18 protein-coding genes are annotated in these 16,740 nt (G+C 51.4%); 3 read left to right on the top strand and 15 right to left on the bottom strand.

The genetic code is table 11. The annotated features are described in order from the left end of the window. Nucleotides 1-89: 89 nt before the first annotated feature. From UNDYM_RS19910 to UNDYM_RS19845, 14 genes are all read right to left on the bottom strand, one after another. The gene (locus tag UNDYM_RS19910) at nt 90-1,184 is read right to left on the bottom strand and encodes an SMP-30/gluconolactonase/LRE family protein (protein WP_162042609.1); all 1,095 of its coding nucleotides are present in this window, start codon (nt 1,182-1,184) and stop codon (nt 90-92) included. Between the two features lie 101 nt (nt 1,185-1,285). Beyond that, nucleotides 1,286-1,954, bottom strand: a complete 669-nt coding sequence (locus UNDYM_RS19905) for an O-methyltransferase (RefSeq protein WP_162042608.1) — start codon at nt 1,952-1,954, stop codon at nt 1,286-1,288. Nucleotides 1,955-2,015: 61 nt separating this feature from the next. Continuing rightward, nucleotides 2,016-2,510 (bottom strand): hypothetical protein, encoded by a 495-nt coding sequence (locus tag UNDYM_RS19900; RefSeq protein WP_162042607.1) that lies wholly within the window; start codon nt 2,508-2,510, stop codon nt 2,016-2,018. A gap of 83 nt (nt 2,511-2,593) precedes the next feature. After that, nucleotides 2,594-3,106, bottom strand: a complete 513-nt coding sequence (locus UNDYM_RS19895; RefSeq protein ID WP_162042606.1) for a hypothetical protein — start codon at nt 3,104-3,106, stop codon at nt 2,594-2,596. 4 nt (nt 3,107-3,110) lie between these two features. Continuing rightward, on the bottom strand, nt 3,111-3,581 hold the full coding sequence (locus UNDYM_RS19890; RefSeq protein ID WP_162042605.1) for a YbaK/prolyl-tRNA synthetase associated domain-containing protein: 471 nt from the start codon (nt 3,579-3,581) through the stop codon (nt 3,111-3,113). Between the two features lie 175 nt (nt 3,582-3,756). Next, entirely contained in the window at nt 3,757-4,752 is a 996-nt protein-coding gene (locus UNDYM_RS19885) for a hypothetical protein (RefSeq protein ID WP_162042604.1), read from the bottom strand. Between the two features lie 36 nt (nt 4,753-4,788). After that, entirely contained in the window at nt 4,789-5,520 is a 732-nt protein-coding gene (locus UNDYM_RS19880; RefSeq protein WP_162042603.1) for an ATP-grasp domain-containing protein, read from the bottom strand. A gap of 61 nt (nt 5,521-5,581) precedes the next feature. Next, on the bottom strand, nt 5,582-5,986 hold the full coding sequence (locus UNDYM_RS19875) for a hypothetical protein (protein WP_162042602.1): 405 nt from the start codon (nt 5,984-5,986) through the stop codon (nt 5,582-5,584). Nucleotides 5,987-6,456: 470 nt separating this feature from the next. Then, nucleotides 6,457-6,687: a hypothetical protein gene (locus UNDYM_RS19870; RefSeq protein WP_162042601.1), complete on the bottom strand. Its 231-nt coding sequence runs from the start codon at nt 6,685-6,687 to the stop codon at nt 6,457-6,459. A 112-nt stretch (nt 6,688-6,799) separates the two neighbouring features. After that, nucleotides 6,800-7,183, bottom strand: a complete 384-nt coding sequence (locus UNDYM_RS19865) for a hypothetical protein (protein WP_162042600.1) — start codon at nt 7,181-7,183, stop codon at nt 6,800-6,802. Between the two features lie 164 nt (nt 7,184-7,347). After that, complete coding sequence (locus tag UNDYM_RS19860; RefSeq protein ID WP_162042599.1) at nt 7,348-7,719, bottom strand: VOC family protein; 372 nt, start codon at nt 7,717-7,719, stop codon at nt 7,348-7,350. Nucleotides 7,720-7,897: 178 nt separating this feature from the next. Beyond that, on the bottom strand, nt 7,898-9,430 hold the full coding sequence (locus tag UNDYM_RS19855; protein WP_162042598.1) for an ankyrin repeat domain-containing protein: 1,533 nt from the start codon (nt 9,428-9,430) through the stop codon (nt 7,898-7,900). Between the two features lie 154 nt (nt 9,431-9,584). After that, a complete protein-coding gene (locus UNDYM_RS19850) occupies nt 9,585-10,037 on the bottom strand; it encodes a DUF6714 family protein (protein WP_162042597.1) in 453 nt (150 codons plus the stop codon). 95 nt (nt 10,038-10,132) lie between these two features. After that, nucleotides 10,133-11,032 carry a LysR substrate-binding domain-containing protein gene (locus tag UNDYM_RS19845; protein ID WP_162042596.1) on the bottom strand — a complete coding sequence of 300 codons (900 nt, stop codon included), beginning with the start codon at nt 11,030-11,032 and terminating at the stop codon, nt 10,133-10,135. A gap of 129 nt (nt 11,033-11,161) precedes the next feature. Here UNDYM_RS19845 and UNDYM_RS19840 point away from each other — a divergent pair, with 129 nt between their 5' ends. The 3 genes from UNDYM_RS19840 to UNDYM_RS19830 all read left to right on the top strand — a co-directional run bounded on the left by UNDYM_RS19840 (nt 11,162) and on the right by UNDYM_RS19830 (nt 12,745). Further along, on the top strand, nt 11,162-11,527 hold the full coding sequence (locus UNDYM_RS19840; RefSeq protein WP_162042595.1) for a carboxymuconolactone decarboxylase family protein: 366 nt from the start codon (nt 11,162-11,164) through the stop codon (nt 11,525-11,527). Then, nucleotides 11,518-11,922, top strand: coding sequence for a tautomerase family protein (locus UNDYM_RS19835; RefSeq protein WP_162042594.1), 405 nt, complete (start codon nt 11,518-11,520; stop codon nt 11,920-11,922). Before UNDYM_RS19840 ends, UNDYM_RS19835 begins: the two co-directional genes overlap by 10 nt. A gap of 244 nt (nt 11,923-12,166) precedes the next feature. Then, nucleotides 12,167-12,745 (top strand): DUF4865 family protein, encoded by a 579-nt coding sequence (locus tag UNDYM_RS19830; protein WP_162042593.1) that lies wholly within the window; start codon nt 12,167-12,169, stop codon nt 12,743-12,745. Between the two features lie 135 nt (nt 12,746-12,880). On the opposite strand, the gene UNDYM_RS19825 is transcribed toward UNDYM_RS19830, so the two are convergent. Beyond that, complete coding sequence (locus UNDYM_RS19825; protein WP_162042592.1) at nt 12,881-16,543, bottom strand: tetratricopeptide repeat protein; 3,663 nt, start codon at nt 16,541-16,543, stop codon at nt 12,881-12,883. Nucleotides 16,544-16,740: the final 197 nt, after the last annotated feature.

The raw sequence follows: 16,740 nt of genomic DNA, 5'->3' as shown, positions 1-16,740 counted from the left end.
TTTGAGCAATACCTTTATCCTGTACCGTCAGTTGATGATGGCTGGATGGTACGGGGGAGAAGAGGCGTATTGTAAGTTGCCATTTTCCTTTATTTCCCCATCCACCCCAAACCCTTCCCACTGACATTATGAATATACAGCCGGTTCGCAGTTTCCGTCACACCTGTGACGGTAGGTGAATTACCGCTGGGGTCTTGCAGGTCGTTGATGACTTTGCCGTCTTCGGTAAAAGCGATGACATGACCATAAACTGGTGGCATTTTCCAGAACAGGCGCGGGATGCGCAAGGCCATGTTGCGCAGGTAGGGGCGTTGTGCGGTCTGGTCGAGGAAGTTGCGTTGGCCGGCCAGACCCAGCCACAGCTTGTCGTCTTTGCCGCGCGTGAGATTGTCCGGGTAGCCGGGCAGGTTATCAAACAGGATGCTTGCTTGTGGTGTGGGCTGTGTCAGGTCCAGTTGTTCGGCGGCTGTCGTGATCTTCCATACCCTGAATTTGCCGCTCTCGGCAACGAGCAGGCTGCTTTCATCGCCGCTGAGGGCAATGCCATTGGCAAAGCTCAGGCCCTGGGCGATGATGCGCGCAGACTTTTTGACTGGATCATATTCCAGCACCCGTCCGGTCGATGACTGTTCAAAAATATCCAGCATGGCGGCTTCGTTGGTGCTGCCCCATTGCCTGGGTGTGAAGCGGGTCGACGAATCTGTCAGATAAATCTTGCCTGTCCTGGCAACGACCACGGCATCCGGGAAATGTAATGGCCCGCCTTCGGCAATACCCAATAAGACAGTGATATTACCGTCGGCAGCGATGGACAATAGGCCCTTGAAGGCATCCGCCACGGTGAGCTGGCCGTCTGCATCAAAGGCCATGCCCAGCGGCCTGCCGCCGGTAGTGCAAAATACTTCCTGCGCGCTGCCATCTGGCTGCATGCGCAAAATCTTGCCGCTTTCAACACCGGTGTAGAGTTTGCCATCGGGGCCGATGACGACATGTTCGGGCCCCACTTCGCCTTGCAGGTCTATCGTGTGCAAGTCTTGCAGTTTGGTATTGGCTGCATGCACGCCAGTGTAACCCTGGCTGACAGGCGCCTGCCAGGCGACGGGCGTGATGGGAACAGGCTTCAGGCCCATATAAGCCGCGAAGATGAGGATGAGCGGGAGTGACATTGTGACGATGCGTTTCATGGAGGAGGATGTTGATAGCGTGCTGCAGGGGGGCTTGCGCACCGCTTTTATTTTTACTTAGATTGCCAAAATGGTGCGTCAAGACACACCCTACAGGCTATTCAGGCAATCACCAGCGCCATCGAGAAGCCATCATAGCCTTTGCTGCCCACCGTCTGCAAAGCCGTGGCAGACAGGCGCGGGTTGTTTGCCATCAAGTCAAAAAAACTGCGCACGCCCTGTACATTGGCGTCTGTGCTGGCAGGATCAGCCACCGCGCCATTACGCACCACATTATCACCGATGATGAGGGTGCCGGGGCGCGAGAGTTTGATCGACCAGTCGAGATAATGCGGGTTGTTCGGTTTGTCGGCATCGATAAAGATCAGGTCAAACGGATGTATGCCTTCTGCCTCCAGTTGTGGCAGGGTGTCGAGCGCCTTGCCCACGCGTACATCCACCTTGTGCGAGAGGCCGGCACGTTCAATATTCTTTTGCGCAATCGCCGCATTGTGCGGGTTGAATTCCAGCGACACGACCCGCCCATCTTCTGGCAGGGCACGTGCCAGCCAGATGGTGCTGTAGCCACCCAGAGTACCAAATTCCAGCACGGTCTTTGCGCCTTGTAACTTCGCCAGCAAGTGCAAAAATTTGCCCTGATTCGGTGCCACATGATGCTGCGGCAAATCGCCCGCATCACTGTCTTGCAGCGCTGCATTCAGCACAGGGTCGCCAGGGATCAGGCGCTCACAAAAATAATCATCAACTGCAGTCCAGGTGGTTTGTTGCATGGCTTGTCCTTGGGGAGAGTGAAAAAAAAAGTGGGGATGCATGACAGGCATTAAGCCAGATTTAATCAGAGACGCTTTTCCATGTCTGATTGCTGAAATCGTACTTCATTCTATTCAAATGTGAGAAGGCGGAAGAGTAGTAAAGCAGTGCGCCATATCTGTCTCGATAGTATTTTAAATGATGAGGGCGAGGCCCATCGCTCGCTAGCGCAGGTATGTCGTCAAGGCTGGCTGGCAATTGCCCGTGAGTTTTTTCATATTCCTTGAGAGCTGATACCACCATATCGCGATATTCTTTCGCTGATGCTTCATGATGATTTTGAATCAGCATTGCGATGGTGAATGACACCAAGGAAAGTCTCATAAGTAGTACGGCCCTTTTTCTTACAACATCATTCTTCAAATGGCTGGCATAGCGGATGCAGGCATATACCAAGACGACGGGCAAGATCACCCATGACAGCATGCCCATGTGCTCAATACTGCAAAGCCAGGTAATACCAACCCAAAGCAAGATCAGGTAAGGGTGTTGTTTGAAGATGGAAAAGAGACGCATTTTTTCTGGTAGCTCACACAGTCAGTCGCATGCAGGATCATGCCGTTATTTTGCCACAGCCCGGGCGTAGATGCTGCATCAGATCAGTCAGGGACATAGACCCAGCGCTTTTCCTTGAAATCATAACGCCAGCCTTCAAAGGGCATAAAGGTATCCGCGTAATACAAGTGAGGCTCATCTTTGTCTTTGATGTAAAAAAGCATGTGGGGGCGCTTCACCTTGCTTGCCAGCTCTGGTATCTCATCCAGTTTTACTGGCAGATTGCCATGGCTGCGCTGGTATTCCAGCAGTTTGGTGAGGATATGATCGGCATAGGCACGCGCTTCATTACGACGGTGCGTCTGGATGCTCATGGCGATGCCGGATGACAGCAATATCAGTGCTATCAGAAACACGTATGTGCTGCGCACTTCAAACTTACGCCAGTTCAAGGCGCATCTGATACACGCATAGATCAGGCAAGGTATGCCAATTTCAAAAATAGCGATGCCAAAATACTCTGCACTGGAAACGTAAGTGATAAGCGCCCATATCGCGATCAGGTAAGGATGACGCTTGATAAGCGACCACAAGGGCGCAAGCCGGGTGAGCTGCATTGCATCAAGCCGCACAAATATCATGCAGCATCGGTTTGGCTATGCGCAGGTAGTCTTCTGTATTCAAAATGATGGACGTATCCAGCCGCCCCGCATTGAAAGCGATCTCTGCATAACGTGCGACCAGAGTAGGGTCCAGCACCAGTGCAATGTCATCAGAAAATACAAAAGGCGGTATCGCACCGATGACACAGCCGGTCTTTTCCATCGCTGCCTCAGGGGCAGCAAAGCTGGTTTTTTTGACCTGCATGACGGCGGCCAGTTTTTTGAAATCGATCTTCTGGTCACCCGGCAGAATAGCCAAAATCAGTTTCGCAGACTCATCCTTGCTCTGACACAGCATGGCCTTGGCACCCTGGCCAACTTCGGTACCACGTATGGCAGCGACTTTTTCAGACTGGCCCTCGGCAGGGTGCTCAACAACACGGAAGCGGGCATTGTGGGTTTGCAGCAGGGTTTTTAATTGGTCAAACATGTTGTCACCTTTGTTGCACTTGACTCAGGGAATAGATGGGAGGCTAATATAACATGCATGCTGCATTCTCTTTTATCGACTTGCTCATCGCGCATGAACCTGCGTGCGATTGATTATTGCAGGCATGTGGGCAGACACAATACCGGAGGAGGGGCTGTATCATTGGCTGCAAATCTTATCTGTTCGTGAACACGGCGATCAGCAGTAAAACCAGAATGAATGCATTTACAACATAGTACAGTGGAATAGTGAGAGGCCGCTTTGTATCTGCTATGGCAGGCACCACCTGTTCAGGTTGACGTGATTCATATCGAACTTCAATATCAGGCCTGGCAGCTATTAATGCCTGTGCCAAGGTATGCTGGCTGTCTGTGGCATTCTCTATTTTTACTTTTTTTAGATCTGTTATCGCACATAATAAGTCCAGGCTTTTTAGCGATAACAAGGTATCTTTGAACGTGAGCTCTCCACATTTTTTTGCCAGATTGACAGACGTCGAATGACAAAATAAGTTATGGAGCAAATCGTCACCAATACCAGCACCGGACAACACAAGTACTTTAGCAGGCTGCAAACTGGAAAGCTCTGCGCGGCTTTTGAAGGGTGAGTATCGGCATGATTGCAGCCTCTCGCCTATACATTCAAAGTAGTTTTCAGACAGCTGCAGATAACAGATATTTCCATCGACATCAAAATTACTGCTGCATGAGTTGTCTGGATCCAGCGTGTGATTGAATTTTTCCAGCAGCTTGTTTGTATGCCAGCCATATTCTTCATAGCCATGCTCGCCATCTATTTCAAGTGAATATAGTAAGTCGCCAGACCAGTGTGCAGCTATGCGCCATTCTCCCTCCAGATAGGCAACTTCGCAGTCACATTGATTGTTCCAGAAATGATAAACAATGCCCGTGAAAGCTTTGCCCTGGTAGATTAAAGGTAAATATTGACTGTTCTCATCATCGCCACTGCTTGCAAAGGCTACAATCTGCAAGCCTACGTCTGTATTGGAAAAATAATCTGGCTGATAAGGCGAATCATACTTCCCATTGATATAGTTGTTTGCACTGACCACGCCATGCGCAATATCAAATACCGTACCACTGAATAATTCATTATCCAGGTAATAAATATTGTCAACGAAGGTAAGTGCTGTACTTAAAACGCGCGGCATTGATTTAACGCTTTCGTATGTCTGCTCTTGTATTGTTTAAATCCCGATAGAAGCATGCCTCAATACTTCCAGCACCCTGGCAGGATCGCAACCATAAATGCCCGCACCCCATGCCGCATTTTGTTCCACGCAGGCCCATGTGCCGCCAGTCAGCATGCCAGCATCGATGACGCAGGCATCGGGTAAATCGACGCGTTCATCTGCCAGCAGGGTGTGCATGAATGTCTTTAGCGCGTTGTCTTCATCCATCGTGCTGGCGAACTCTGTCTCGCGCTGAACATCGCCAAAGCGGGAATAGAGAGAGTAGGTGACCAATTGGCGCTGCAATATAAAACAGCGAAATTCTTTTTCCCATTGGACGACCTCTGACACCAGCACCAGCATGTCGTCATCATACTCAAGCGGCAGGCTGGCACCGGTATATACTTCCGCCGGAAAACTCTTGTCATTGGGCGGCTTGATAAAAGCGGGCGTTGTCAGTTGGCGTGCCTGCCCCAGGTTTTGCATGCTGATCTGACGGTGTTTGTATTCCATGGGCAGGCGCACCAGCCAGTCTTCTGGCGGGCTCAGCAGGCGTATGCCCAGTTGCTCTGCCAGCGTCGGGCCGAACAGGGCTTCGCCATACAATACCGCTTGCTCAAGGTTTTGCAAGTGCTCAGGCACCCACCAGTTTGTCAGGCGCTGCACCTGCCAGCCCAGTGCACCTGCTGCCTTCCACAAGGCTTGTGAGTCGTCGGTATAGCGCGGGGTGAAAATCAGCGTGGGCATGGCGTGGAATTTTTTGAGAGTGAAAAACTATACACTTGAATGGCAAAGACAGACAAGCGGCTCAAGGCGTTCTTGCATTGGCAGGCTGGGTTACACCTGGCTGGGCGCAAGTTTCTGCCACCTCAGCCTCATACCAGACTGACAGCACGATAGACAGGCAAAAGCTGAGCACCAAAAACACAGATGCCTGCCCCAGCCTGCGCCATTTTCTCACACCCGGCCAGGTGCCGAGTATGAACGCACCCGACAACATGAACAACCATTGAAAACCGGCAGAGATCATACCCAGGTCAATTGATGCTATCGTCGCGCCCACGCCGGGGTTTTGCGCGCAGCCTGCCTGATGCAGATAATCAATGGCGCGTGCCAGTGAATACAGCATGAGACAGCAGAGCAGGGATATTCTGATCCACGGGAGCAGGTGTTTGCGGCTGGTGCCTGTTGGTGGTGTGGGTATGCTGGTCATGGGGCAGATTAAGTTGATCGCCTTTGCCTGCACATGCATGGCCTGACACACGGCAGGCAACGGGCAAAAACGCAATATAGCATCGTTTGGCTCAATTGATATTGCCACCAGGCGCAGGTGCGCTTGGCACGGCATCATCGTGCTAATGAACTGAGCTGCGTACTCCAGGGCTGATTTGTTGTTCGCTTAAAAGACCTTGAGCTTATTGCTGACTAAGACCTCAAACCCGTCATGCCAGACTTGATCTCACTGCTGTCCGGAATAATTATCTTGACTCATTCGGAGAGTCAAGTACGAACAGCGTTCCGGCGATTCTTCTACGTCGAAGACTTAATTCTGCAATTGAATAATTTTTGTCAGCGATCATGCTTGAAGCTCCTTCCCCTTCAAGGGGAGATTTGTGGGAATTCGCAAAGCGAAGCTTTGTGAAACCCCGACGACATCCCCTTGAAAGGGAGGGAATTTACTCGTTATTGTTTGTCAAGGACATTATTCTGGACAGCAGTGAGTCTTGATCTGGCATCCAGCGGCTTTCGTTGTAAGGTGGTGCAGGTATTCGGAAATGAGAAACTACGCATGGTTTTGCTTAGATCATCAGCAAGTTTGAAGCCCGGGTCTAAAGACACTGGATGCCGGATCAAGTCCGGCATGACGAGTTTGAGGGTGGTGGAAAAAATGGATTGCAACTTGTTCAGTTCCATAATGTAGGGGGCATAACAATGCGCCCTACAAATATCTTCTTGCTGGCATTGCTGTGATATTGCGCCTGGAAAATGGCGTAAGCATCATTCACAGTATGTTCATTGCAGGCATTTATACTTTAGCCCAGTTTCCATATTTTTCTTTTATAAGCAGCAAATCTGTTTGCATATTCCGAAAATCTGTCGGTATTTCTTCGATCACCAAGAGACGATCATAGCTTGCAAAAATTTCCAAAAGCTCACTCTTCACATCCATGATGAATGGATCTTGTTTGTCCACGTGATCGAGCGGTACGCCATAGTTAGATGCGCACTTGAACAAGGCAGTATAAGCCGCAATTCTGATCCAGAGTGATGGGCTACGAAGCACAGATTCTTTTTCATCATACATGTATCCAAATGCCTGATGAACATTGAAATTCAGCGTTTTGATAGCGTGCTGAAATTCCCATTTGAAGGAACTGAAAATCGCATCATAATTTAACTGACTATCCATGACTCACTACGCTTATCTTTTTGATGAATTGTGGCGCACTATCTGCACATTCTTGAAGTCATTATTATTGCCCGCGAGACTAGCCGGTGCGCACGGCGCACCCTAATGAATGCGCCTATGTGCAGGGTTTGCCGTTGGCAAGATAGAGACCGGGTCCTGCAGCATTAACTTTTTGGCGGTTCCCACAACTCCACGCGGTTACCCTCAGGGTCCATGACCCAGCCGAACTTGCCGTATTCTGATTCATCGACCTTGGCATCGACGTCGCAGCCTTCTGCTCGCAAGGCGGCGAGCAGGGCGTGCAGGTCATCGACGCGGTAGTTGATCATGAAGGGCTGGGTGCTGGGGGCGAAGTAGGTGGAATCTGCCGGGAACAATGACCAGGCGGTTTTTTCCGTGCTGTCGCCATTGGCCTTGAATACGGCACCGCCCCAGGGGCTGAGTTCAAAACCGAGATGATCACGGTACCAGGCGCTTAATGCTTGCGGGTCTTTTGCCTTGAAAAACACACCGCCTATGCCAACAACACGTTTCATATTGCCTCCTGAGGATGAATTTTTGAAATGAATCCGGTTTGCCTGCTCTTTTATCCAAAAGAGATAGTACATGTCCCGCAGGCGCAGCGCAAACCGGGAGTGCTCTGCGCGCGAGAGCCTTACATGGGTCACTTGGGATCACCGGCCCTGAGTTGCTTGCAAGGGCAGGTAATCCACATCACTGAAACTTGATCGTAAAGCTGGCCGGGCGGAAGTAGTCTGCGCCCATGCCTGATCTGGGCACGGTGCCTATGATCATGGCGAGGTCTTTGCCATTGTACTGGGCCAGCGGGACTGCGTTATCGTCGTCAAGAAATTCAGTGACGTTGTAGCTGTATTCCATGCCTTTCGGCCCCTTTATGCGCTGCGTGCCAGTCTTTTCATCGACATTTTCGGTATAGCTCAGTTCTTTGGTCGCGCCGTCAAATGTCCACTTGCCCTTTTCCATGACGATCTTGCCACAGCTGAGATATTTGCTATCGTCGCCTGACGCGCCAACCTTGAACGGGCTAAGGGTGTCAGTCCTGAAGTGGATGTCTTTGGCATGTTCAAACAGGCTCTTGTCTTCAGCGCAAATCAACCTGAATGAGTGTTCGGGGTTGATCTGCATGGCAATCTTGAACGGTGCTTTTTTGAGCGTGATGACGGCATTGTCTGTGAGTTTTGTCCTCTGGCCGTTTTGCTCTATCCAGGCTGCCCATTTGTAGTTGCCAGACTTTTCCAGCGCCTGCTCTATTTTTGTTTGCAACCAGTTGGCAAATTCAGGGTTGCCGGGAAGGGCGTATTGCAACAAGTTTTTTTCAATGACGCTGCCAAATGCGATTTCTGGTTGTGGCAACAAGAGATTGGCACCCTTGTCCAGCAAGAGCCCGATGACATTTTTGTTGGCGAGCAGTGTTGCGAGGGACAGGGGGCGGTAGTCACTTGTGCCACCATTGGGGTTGGCACCGGCATCAAGCAGTTTCTTGATCAGATTGAGGTCTGCCGTGTGAATCGCGCTGTTCAAGGGGCATCTGGGCGTGCATACGTCTGCACGGGCACCGTTCTTGAGCAGAGTGTCTGTCATTTCGCTGTCTCTCATCATGATGGCCCTGCGCAATAGGGTAGAACCATCGGCCAGCCGGGTATTGATATTGCGGCTGTTGACTTTATCTGCAGTCAAGGCTGCTGTCAGCGATGCTTGATTGAGAATGCGGCCCAGCTCGCGTCGTGTAGCCAGTTGTGGGTCATTTTTGACATCGTTCAAAGCTGGCAGGGTTGTCAGGGCATACTGGTCAAGCCAGTTTTGCGGGTCAACATTTTTGGGGAACTCGCTTGATTTTGTGGTGTTCATGACGACCAGGACCCAGGTATTACTGGCAGGGTCAAGCAGTGGCTTGCTGACAGGGGTGAGCAGCATATTACTCACCGTCTCTTTGAGATATAAAGGAACGCTGGGTAAAGGTAGCCGGAAATTTTCCCTGCCCCTGGTTTTGACATTGACGCAGGTAGCAGAATATTTTTCGCAAGTATTGGCCGCGTCCTGGTTGTCAAAACGCAGCAGGTCGTAGTTATATTGTATGCCATCGGCATAAGAAACTGCTTCTTCCCACAAGAGTCTTTTGTCCTCGAGGGTATAGCTCGCTGGCAATTGTGCCTGGCTGGCTGCAGCCAGCAAAAGGCCGGAGGCAAGTATCAAGGCAGAGACTGGGCGCAGTTTGAGAGCAGGCATGGGCAGATGAGGAAAGATGTAAAACGTACATCATATCTGAATTTGAAAACGGAATTTATCAAATTCTTGATTGAGGCCAAAAATCTTCCTGGTATGTCGAGCAAGCTCTTTTCAAAAACGATAAACTCAAAACGAAGCGATATCGGATCGCAAGCTAATCATGTTTATCCGCTTCATCCAGAAAGCTCAGAATGGTTGAACATTCCCTGCTGAGCATGCCCAGCTCCCTTGCTTTAACAAATACGATATAAGAGCGTAATGCGTTTCTCTGCTTGGCGTTGAGCATGGTAACAATAGATTGGGCCTGATAGCGATCGAGTCTGTACAGCATTCCCTCAACATTGACATCCGATACCTCAGGCTCTTCGATGTCGGCAATCATGTAGGATGACAGATAGTAGGCAAATGCCTCATCGGTAAAAAATGTGAGCGCATGAGTCAGACGCCGCAGTTGTGCCGCATTGTGGCCTTGCCATGATTTGCCGGTAAAGTAGCCGGCCACGCCTTCGTCGTCGTAAGTAGGCTGGGAGATATTGCCGGGCTCAGGTGGCGTCGCATTTTCCCAGGCGGATCGTATCAATGTGACGAGTTCAATTGCTGTGCGCATGGTGCTATAGATTTGAAAGTTGATTGAATTCATAAACTGCGGTGTTGCGTCATGGAGCAGTGCTGCAATAGCTGGCGTTCAGCCCGGTACGGCCTTCACGCCGCCCTGAGCTGCTGCCCCATTTCTTCCTCCATCAGCGTCTCCACCATAATCTCACGCAGCCTTTGCACGGCCATGTCAGGCTCAGCCTCAAGGCGGTGCAGGCTCAGGCCCAGCATGGGCAAGGTGGGCAAGGCAGGGCTGTCGATAATGCGCAAGTGTTTGGGCAGGCCAGCGGCGGTGCGCACGGTCAGGCCCAGACCTGCGGCGACGGCGGCCCAGATGCCAGAAAGACTGGGGCTGGTGAAGGACAAGCGCCAGGGGATGTTGGCATGATCAAGCGCGCTGGTGGCGCAGCTGCGCATGAGGCAGGGGGCTTCAAATGCGACCAGGGGCAGGGGTTCATCACCGGCATAGCTGGCTTGCAGTTGCGGGTCTGCCGCGCCTATCCAGTGCATGGCAAAGTTACGCAGGTGTTCGCTGTGCGGGGTGCTGATGCCGCCATCCCAGGTCAGCGCCAGATCAAGCTGGCCGCCGGTGATGAGGTCAAGCAGGGTGGCGTTGCGGGCGATTTTGGCTTCTATCCTCACCCTGGGGTGGGCGCGGGCGAAGCGGCCCAGCACGTCGGTGAGTATGCGCTCGCCAAAGTCTTCAGGTATGCCCAGCCTGATCCAGCCTTCGAGATCAACCCCACGCACGGCAGCAGCGGCTTCGTCATTGAGTTCAAGCAGGCGGCGGCCATAGGCCAGCAGGGTTTCGCCCGCTGCCGTGGGCAGCATGCCACGCCCTGACTTGCGCAGGATGGGGCTGCCGACCTGGTCTTCGAGTTTCTTGAGCTGGGCACTGACCGCAGAGGTGGAGCGGCCCAGCCTGTCTGCCGCCTTGGCAAAGCTGCCCAGCTCTATACCAGTCACAAAGGTGCGCAAGACATCTAGGTCAAAGGTGATCTTGCTCACTGGCTTGCTCCTTTTGTTTATTTTTTGTCCATCCCAATTTTTGGAATGATGGGTTTGAAATTATCTGATTTTATGGATGAAGATAGTCGGGTATCTTGTACTTGTCAATAACGCTTTTGGAGTCGCACCATGCAAATCCCCAGCACCATCGCCCGCGAACTCATGGGCGACATCGCCCCAAAGTTTGCCGAGCTGACCGACACTGTTTTATTCGATGACATCTGGCAAAGGCCGGGTTTGGCCGCGCGTGAACGCAGCCTGATTACCGTTGCCACCCTGATCGCGCTGAACCGCAGTGAGCAATTGCCTTTTCACATGCAGCGGGCGCTGGACAACGGCATCACCAATGCAGAACTGGTCGAGGTCATCACCCACCTTGCGTTTTATGCTGGTTGGCCAACGGCGGCATCGGCTGTTACCGTGCTGCGCCAATTGTCTGCTAATTGTCTGCCAATCAAACCCCAGCAAAATCAAAGGAGTAAACCATGCCCATGAGCCGTGTATCCCTGTTGAAGGGTAAATCACCTGAATACCTGCAAGCCTTGTCGGATGCTTTGCATCAGGCACTGGTGGAAGCATATGAAGTGCCACTCAAGGACCGCTTCCAGATCATCCATCAGCATGAAGTGAATGAACTGGTGTTTGACCGTAATTACCTTAGTCACCAGGGCAAGCCAAGGTCGGATGATTTTGTGTTGATACAGATCACCGCTGGCCGCCAGCGCAGTGCTGCTACCAAGGCGGCGTTTTACCGAAGGCTGGCGGAGTTGCTGGGATTGTCGCCAGGTATCAGGGCTGAGGATGTGCTGGTCATTATCAATACTACCGCAGCGGAGGACTGGTCGTTTAGTGGCGGTGTGATGTATGACGGGGTGGCGCGGTATGAGTGAGGTTTTGCAATGACGCAGGTTGGGCCGCTTAAACCGGAGCAACTTCAAGACCTCTCAACACAGAGGCACAGAGACACAGTTTCGTAGGTTGGGCTACGCTTTACCAGCCCAACACTGAGCCTAAGCAAACGTATACGTCATTGAAACGCCGAGTGTTGGGCTGATGAGGCGTAGCCCAACCTACGACAATTGCAAGCTGCAAGAAAAAATTTCTCATCAAACCAATTTCAAAAGGACACCCAACATGATCGCCATGCAATACAACTTCACCCTGCCTGCCGACTACGACATGGACATCGTGCGTCAGCGCATTGCCAGCAAGGGGCATATGCTGGATAACTTCCCCGGCCTGGCTTTCAAGGCCTATCTGCATGCGAGCAAAGGCCTGGAGCCAACGACGTCCAGCCATAATGCCTATGCGCCTTTTTACCTCTGGCATGACAATGAAGGTTTGAATAATTTCATCTGCGGCGATGGCTTCAAGGCGGTCTCGCAAGCTTTTGGCTGGCCTGCGGTCAGTCAGTGGTCGGTGTGGCATAGTCATGTGGATGCGCAGGTGCGTAGCGCGACATTTGCTACGCGCGAGATCAGTCAGATTGCGGCTTACACAGATCTCGGTGCTTTGCGCGAGCTTGAAACTGCCGCCGCAAAAAACATCAGCCAGCAAGCCGGTGTGCTGGCAACGCTGGTGGCTTTTGATCCAAATGCATGGACACTGGTGCGCTTTACTTTATGGCGTGATGCCTTTGCCGCGCAAGCTGCAGGTTTGCAGAATCAAGTGCAGGCCTATGAAGTGGGGCATGTGTCGGCGCCTGGGCGCTGATCATATAGACCCTCTGCACCAAAATGGGTTTCAGCAGCCAGGCCCGGCATGCTTGCGTGGATGGTCAGACCTTTGTCAGGCCAGCACGCCCAGGCAGGCGTGCTGTGAACCTGATCATGGCGCGAAGTAAAATGCTTATAAGCCCTTGGTATTTTTGATAAAGAGTTTGATGACATCGACGCGTGCCTGGATTTTCGGTGGCAGCGACCCTGTGCGTTCGGCAAGCTGTGTGATTTCTGCATAGACTTGCCTGACCCTGGGCAAATCCCTATTGAGCATATGAATGCTGGAGAGCAGGGCAAGATCGTCGATCAGGTCTTGCTGCTCAGCTTCAGTGTCATTCTTTGTCAATTGCCTGCGGACAGCCAGCGCTGCATTGATATGTTCCTGTGCATCTTTGAGACGCTTTTCGGTCAACTCTACGGTCGCCAGGCTGTGGAGTATTTTGGCCAGTTCAGCTTGCTGTGCAGGGCTTAATTGCTTTTGCTCCTGCAGCAGGGTGCTGGCTTCACTAAAAGCTTTGATTGCTGCTGAGGCTCTGTTATCTGCCTCGTTGAGCAAACCCAGGCCATACAGGGCCATCGCAAATTCGTTGGCAGTATCGCTGCGTTGTGCGTAATCCAGGCGATAGATACTGATTGCTTCATTCAGGAAAATGCGGGCCTGTATCAGGTCTCTGCCGATGATGTTGAACGTGCCCAGTCTGGCAAGTACCCATGCCAGTTTGCGCTTTTCAGTAGCCGGGTTTTTGTCAATTTGCTGGCGGCAAAGTGCGAGTATTTCTGCGTACATCTTGCGGGCATCATCGATGTGAAATTCTTTCAGATTGAGCTCGCCCAGTTGTGACAGCGTAAAGATCAGTTCATCCGTTAATTCCGGTTTTTGCTGTACCAGTTTGCGATAATTGACGATAGCTTCTTCCATCAGGGGGCGTGCCAGGACCGTCTTTCTCTGATTGTTGAAGCCCATGGCCAGCCTGACTTGTACCGACGTAAGATCATGCAGGTAAAGCGGTTCTCTGGCGGCAAGCGGGCGATAGATAGCCAGGGCTTCAGTGTATAGTGCTTCGGCCAGTTGTGGCTTGTTAGTCAGATTCAGGTAGCCAAACTGGCTCAAGACGCTGGCAAGCTTTTTCGCATACAGCTGCGCTGAGGCCGCATCCTTTGCCGAGAGCTTGCGGTAATTGACTGCCGCTTCTTCCAGCGCAGGGTAAGCTTCTTTATTGCGTTTTTGCGTCAGGTCTATCTCTGCCATGGTGGCCAGCAAATTGGTCAGTGGTGGCAAATAAGTGTCACTATCTTTCTTGAACAGTTTGCGGTAAAGGGCCAGGGCTTCGCCATAGGCGGTATAGGCTTTTTGGGTTTGCTTGTTGACGAGCGCAGCATCGCCGAGGTTTAAATAGCTGACGGCAAGATTGTGCGTCAGCTCGGGATATTTTTCTACCTGCGCGCCATACATGCTGATGGCTTCTTCAAGCGCCTGCTGTGTCTCTTGATTTTTACGTTCATTGTAATAAATCAGACCGAGTGACAATTGCGTACCCGCCAGTCTTCTTTGATAATACTCTGGTGTTTTGACGGCCAGTTTGCGCCATTGAACGACGGCTTCTTCATAAATCACCCGCGCCTTGTCGCTTTGCCCTGCCTGCTTGTAGATATCTGCGAGTTCGTTGAGTGTTGCTGCAAAGTTGGGCCTTGCCTGGTCGGCATAGCTGGCTGGTACCTGGCGATAGATAGTGGCGGCTTCTTCGTAGGATGTTTGCGCTTGTGCCTGTTTTTTTTCTAAAACATTCAGATCGCCCAGGTTTTTGAGTGTGTCGCCATAGGCATACAGGGTATGGGCGCTCTTCTGGCTTTCTGCGCGGTAGATGGCGATGGCCTCATCAAGCGCCAGCCGCGCTTCGGTAAATTTCTTGTCATTCTTGTAGCTGACGCCTAGATTGGAAATACTCAGGGCAAGTTCAGGCTTGAACCGGGGTTCTTTTCCTATCGCGGTACGGTAAAAATTGACAGACTCCTGATATGCCTGTCTTGCCTCTGAATATCTGTCTTCGTTGAAATGCAGCACTCCCAGATAAAAATAGGCGCTCGCCAACCTGGGTGTATAGGTATCAGCATCTTTCTGGATTAACTGCCGGTAGTTGGCGACGACCTCACCGTAGGCACCAATTGCCTTGTCAGAAAGCCTCATTTGCCGGTACAAGTCACCAAGACTGATGAGCGCCGTCGTTAATGCTGGCAAGGCCTGTGCAGGCTCTGTCGCTAGCTCTTGCTTATAAACGCGGACGGCTTCTTCATAAGCTGCCTGCGCCAGCGCCAGCTTGTTTTCTTTCTTGTTGAGTTCAGCCAAGCCCTCCAGTGTCACGGCATAGCCATGCAGGGACGCCGGATTGTTTTTTATATCTCCCTTATAAAGGGCAATGGATTCATCAAAAGCCTGGCGCGCTTCAGGCTTGTTATTCTCTTGCATGTTGACGAGGGCAATATTACTCAAGGCGAGCGCCAGCCTGGCATTGAACATGGGTTCTTTTGCTGCTGCCTGGCGGTAAAAGTTTACTGATTCTTCATAGGCTGTTTTGGCCTCAGCGTACTTTTTATCCATGTGCAGAACAAAACCCAGATTAAGCAGCGCATTGGCCAGTTTGGGTGTGTAGGTCAGCGCATCTTTCTGGCTTAGCTGGCGATAATGGCCGATAGCCTCGCCAAAGGCGGTGATTGCTTGCGGTCGAAGATTTTTCTGTTTGTAAATGCCTGCCAGTTCAAGCAGCGAAGATGCAAAGTAGGGCTGAGCCTCGCTGGCGTAACTGGCCGGGATTTGCCTGTAGATTTTGATGGCTTCTTCGAAGGATGTTTGCGCTTGCTCTCTCTTGTTCTCGATAGCATTCAAATCCCCCACGCTTCTGACTGCATTGGCGTAAGCGTACTGGGTATGCGCGCTTTTTTGCTTTTCCGCCTGGTAGATGGCGATGGCTTCATCAAAAGCGGTCCGTGCTGCATTGTATTTGTTGTCGGCCTTATGGGTGACACCAAGATTGAACAGGCTGAGCGCCAATTCCGGTTTGAATTTTTCTTCTTTTACTACCGCAAGACGGTAAGACGCAATCGATTCTTCAAACATCTGCCTCGCCTCAGGAAGTTTTTTCTCCTGATACTGAACCACGCCCGCATGAAAAAATGCGCTGGCCAGCCTTGGCGTGTAGGTATAGGCATCTTTCTTTACCAACTCGCGATAGTTGGCGATGACTTCGTTATAGGCCGCCAGCGCTTGCGGGCGCAGAGTCTGTTCTTTGTCATGATCTGCCAGGCTATGCAGGGTCGAAGTCAATTGCGGCAAGTAAGCATCACGGTTTTTTTCTACCTGCAGGCGGCTGACGGCAACTGCTTTTTCAAAATAAACCCTGGTCTGTGACCAGTTTTTTTCTGCCTGATACAGCAAGGCCAGATTATTGAGCAGCATATACAGGTGTGCCTGGTAGGTGTCTGCTTTGCCTGCCTCTACCTTGTTACAGAGTTCCAGCGCCTCTTCATAGGCTGTATGCGCCTCCTGGTAGCGATTTTCCTTATGATAAATAGTGCCCTGCCGGGTGATGGCCGTGATCAATTGGGGCAGGTATTTGTCGGGGTTCTCTGCCGCCTGCTTGCGCAAGTTATTGGCCTCTGTTTCAGTGGCAGATAACTGCTTTTTAATCTGAGTGCTGGTAACGGTCGCCTGTTTTTCTGTAGAAGCCAGTGTGCTTTGGCTATACATGGCAGGCAGCGCCAGGGCGAGGCAGAACAGGGGTTGAAATTTAACCGGCATTATGTTGTCGATGGTGGGAAATGAACCAGCTAGTATTGTACTGGGGCGGAGGTAAAAAAGCTTGGTTCCGGGCGTTTGGCCATGTTTTTTCAGGGTTTTCTTTAAGTCTTTTCTTGGTTTTAAACTGACTTAATAAAAATTTGGAGGATGCTGGCAGTTTGTGTAACATGCATCCTTGCGGGGAAAGTGTATCTTAA

The sequence above is a fragment of the Undibacterium sp. YM2 genome (assembly GCF_009937975.1).
Lineage (GTDB): Bacteria > Pseudomonadota > Gammaproteobacteria > Burkholderiales > Burkholderiaceae_D > Undibacterium.
The sequence above is the reverse complement of the archived record's forward strand: the minus strand, read 5'-3'. Positions and strand labels throughout refer to the sequence as shown.

Coding starts and splice junctions, on each gene's coding strand:
- UNDYM_RS19900 (WP_162042607.1), bottom strand. CDS start 2,510: ATGCGTCTCTTTTCCATCTTCAAACAACACCCTTACCTGATCTTGCTT.
- UNDYM_RS19885 (WP_162042604.1), bottom strand. CDS start 4,752: ATGCCGCGCGTTTTAAGTACAGCACTTACCTTCGTTGACAATATTTAT.
- UNDYM_RS19880 (WP_162042603.1), bottom strand. CDS start 5,520: ATGCCCACGCTGATTTTCACCCCGCGCTATACCGACGACTCACAAGCC.
- UNDYM_RS19870 (WP_162042601.1), bottom strand. CDS start 6,687: ATGGAACTGAACAAGTTGCAATCCATTTTTTCCACCACCCTCAAACTC.
- UNDYM_RS19890 (WP_162042605.1), bottom strand. CDS start 3,581: ATGTTTGACCAATTAAAAACCCTGCTGCAAACCCACAATGCCCGCTTC.
- UNDYM_RS19895 (WP_162042606.1), bottom strand. CDS start 3,106: ATGCAGCTCACCCGGCTTGCGCCCTTGTGGTCGCTTATCAAGCGTCAT.
- UNDYM_RS19825 (WP_162042592.1), bottom strand. CDS start 16,543: ATGCCGGTTAAATTTCAACCCCTGTTCTGCCTCGCCCTGGCGCTGCCT.
- UNDYM_RS19835 (WP_162042594.1), top strand. CDS start 11,518: ATGCCCATGAGCCGTGTATCCCTGTTGAAGGGTAAATCACCTGAATAC.
- UNDYM_RS19905 (WP_162042608.1), bottom strand. CDS start 1,954: ATGCAACAAACCACCTGGACTGCAGTTGATGATTATTTTTGTGAGCGC.
- UNDYM_RS19875 (WP_162042602.1), bottom strand. CDS start 5,986: ATGACCAGCATACCCACACCACCAACAGGCACCAGCCGCAAACACCTG.
- UNDYM_RS19860 (WP_162042599.1), bottom strand. CDS start 7,719: ATGAAACGTGTTGTTGGCATAGGCGGTGTGTTTTTCAAGGCAAAAGAC.
- UNDYM_RS19855 (WP_162042598.1), bottom strand. CDS start 9,430: ATGCCTGCTCTCAAACTGCGCCCAGTCTCTGCCTTGATACTTGCCTCC.
- UNDYM_RS19840 (WP_162042595.1), top strand. CDS start 11,162: ATGCAAATCCCCAGCACCATCGCCCGCGAACTCATGGGCGACATCGCC.
- UNDYM_RS19850 (WP_162042597.1), bottom strand. CDS start 10,037: ATGCGCACAGCAATTGAACTCGTCACATTGATACGATCCGCCTGGGAA.
- UNDYM_RS19910 (WP_162042609.1), bottom strand. CDS start 1,184: ATGAAACGCATCGTCACAATGTCACTCCCGCTCATCCTCATCTTCGCG.
- UNDYM_RS19865 (WP_162042600.1), bottom strand. CDS start 7,183: ATGGATAGTCAGTTAAATTATGATGCGATTTTCAGTTCCTTCAAATGG.
- UNDYM_RS19830 (WP_162042593.1), top strand. CDS start 12,167: ATGATCGCCATGCAATACAACTTCACCCTGCCTGCCGACTACGACATG.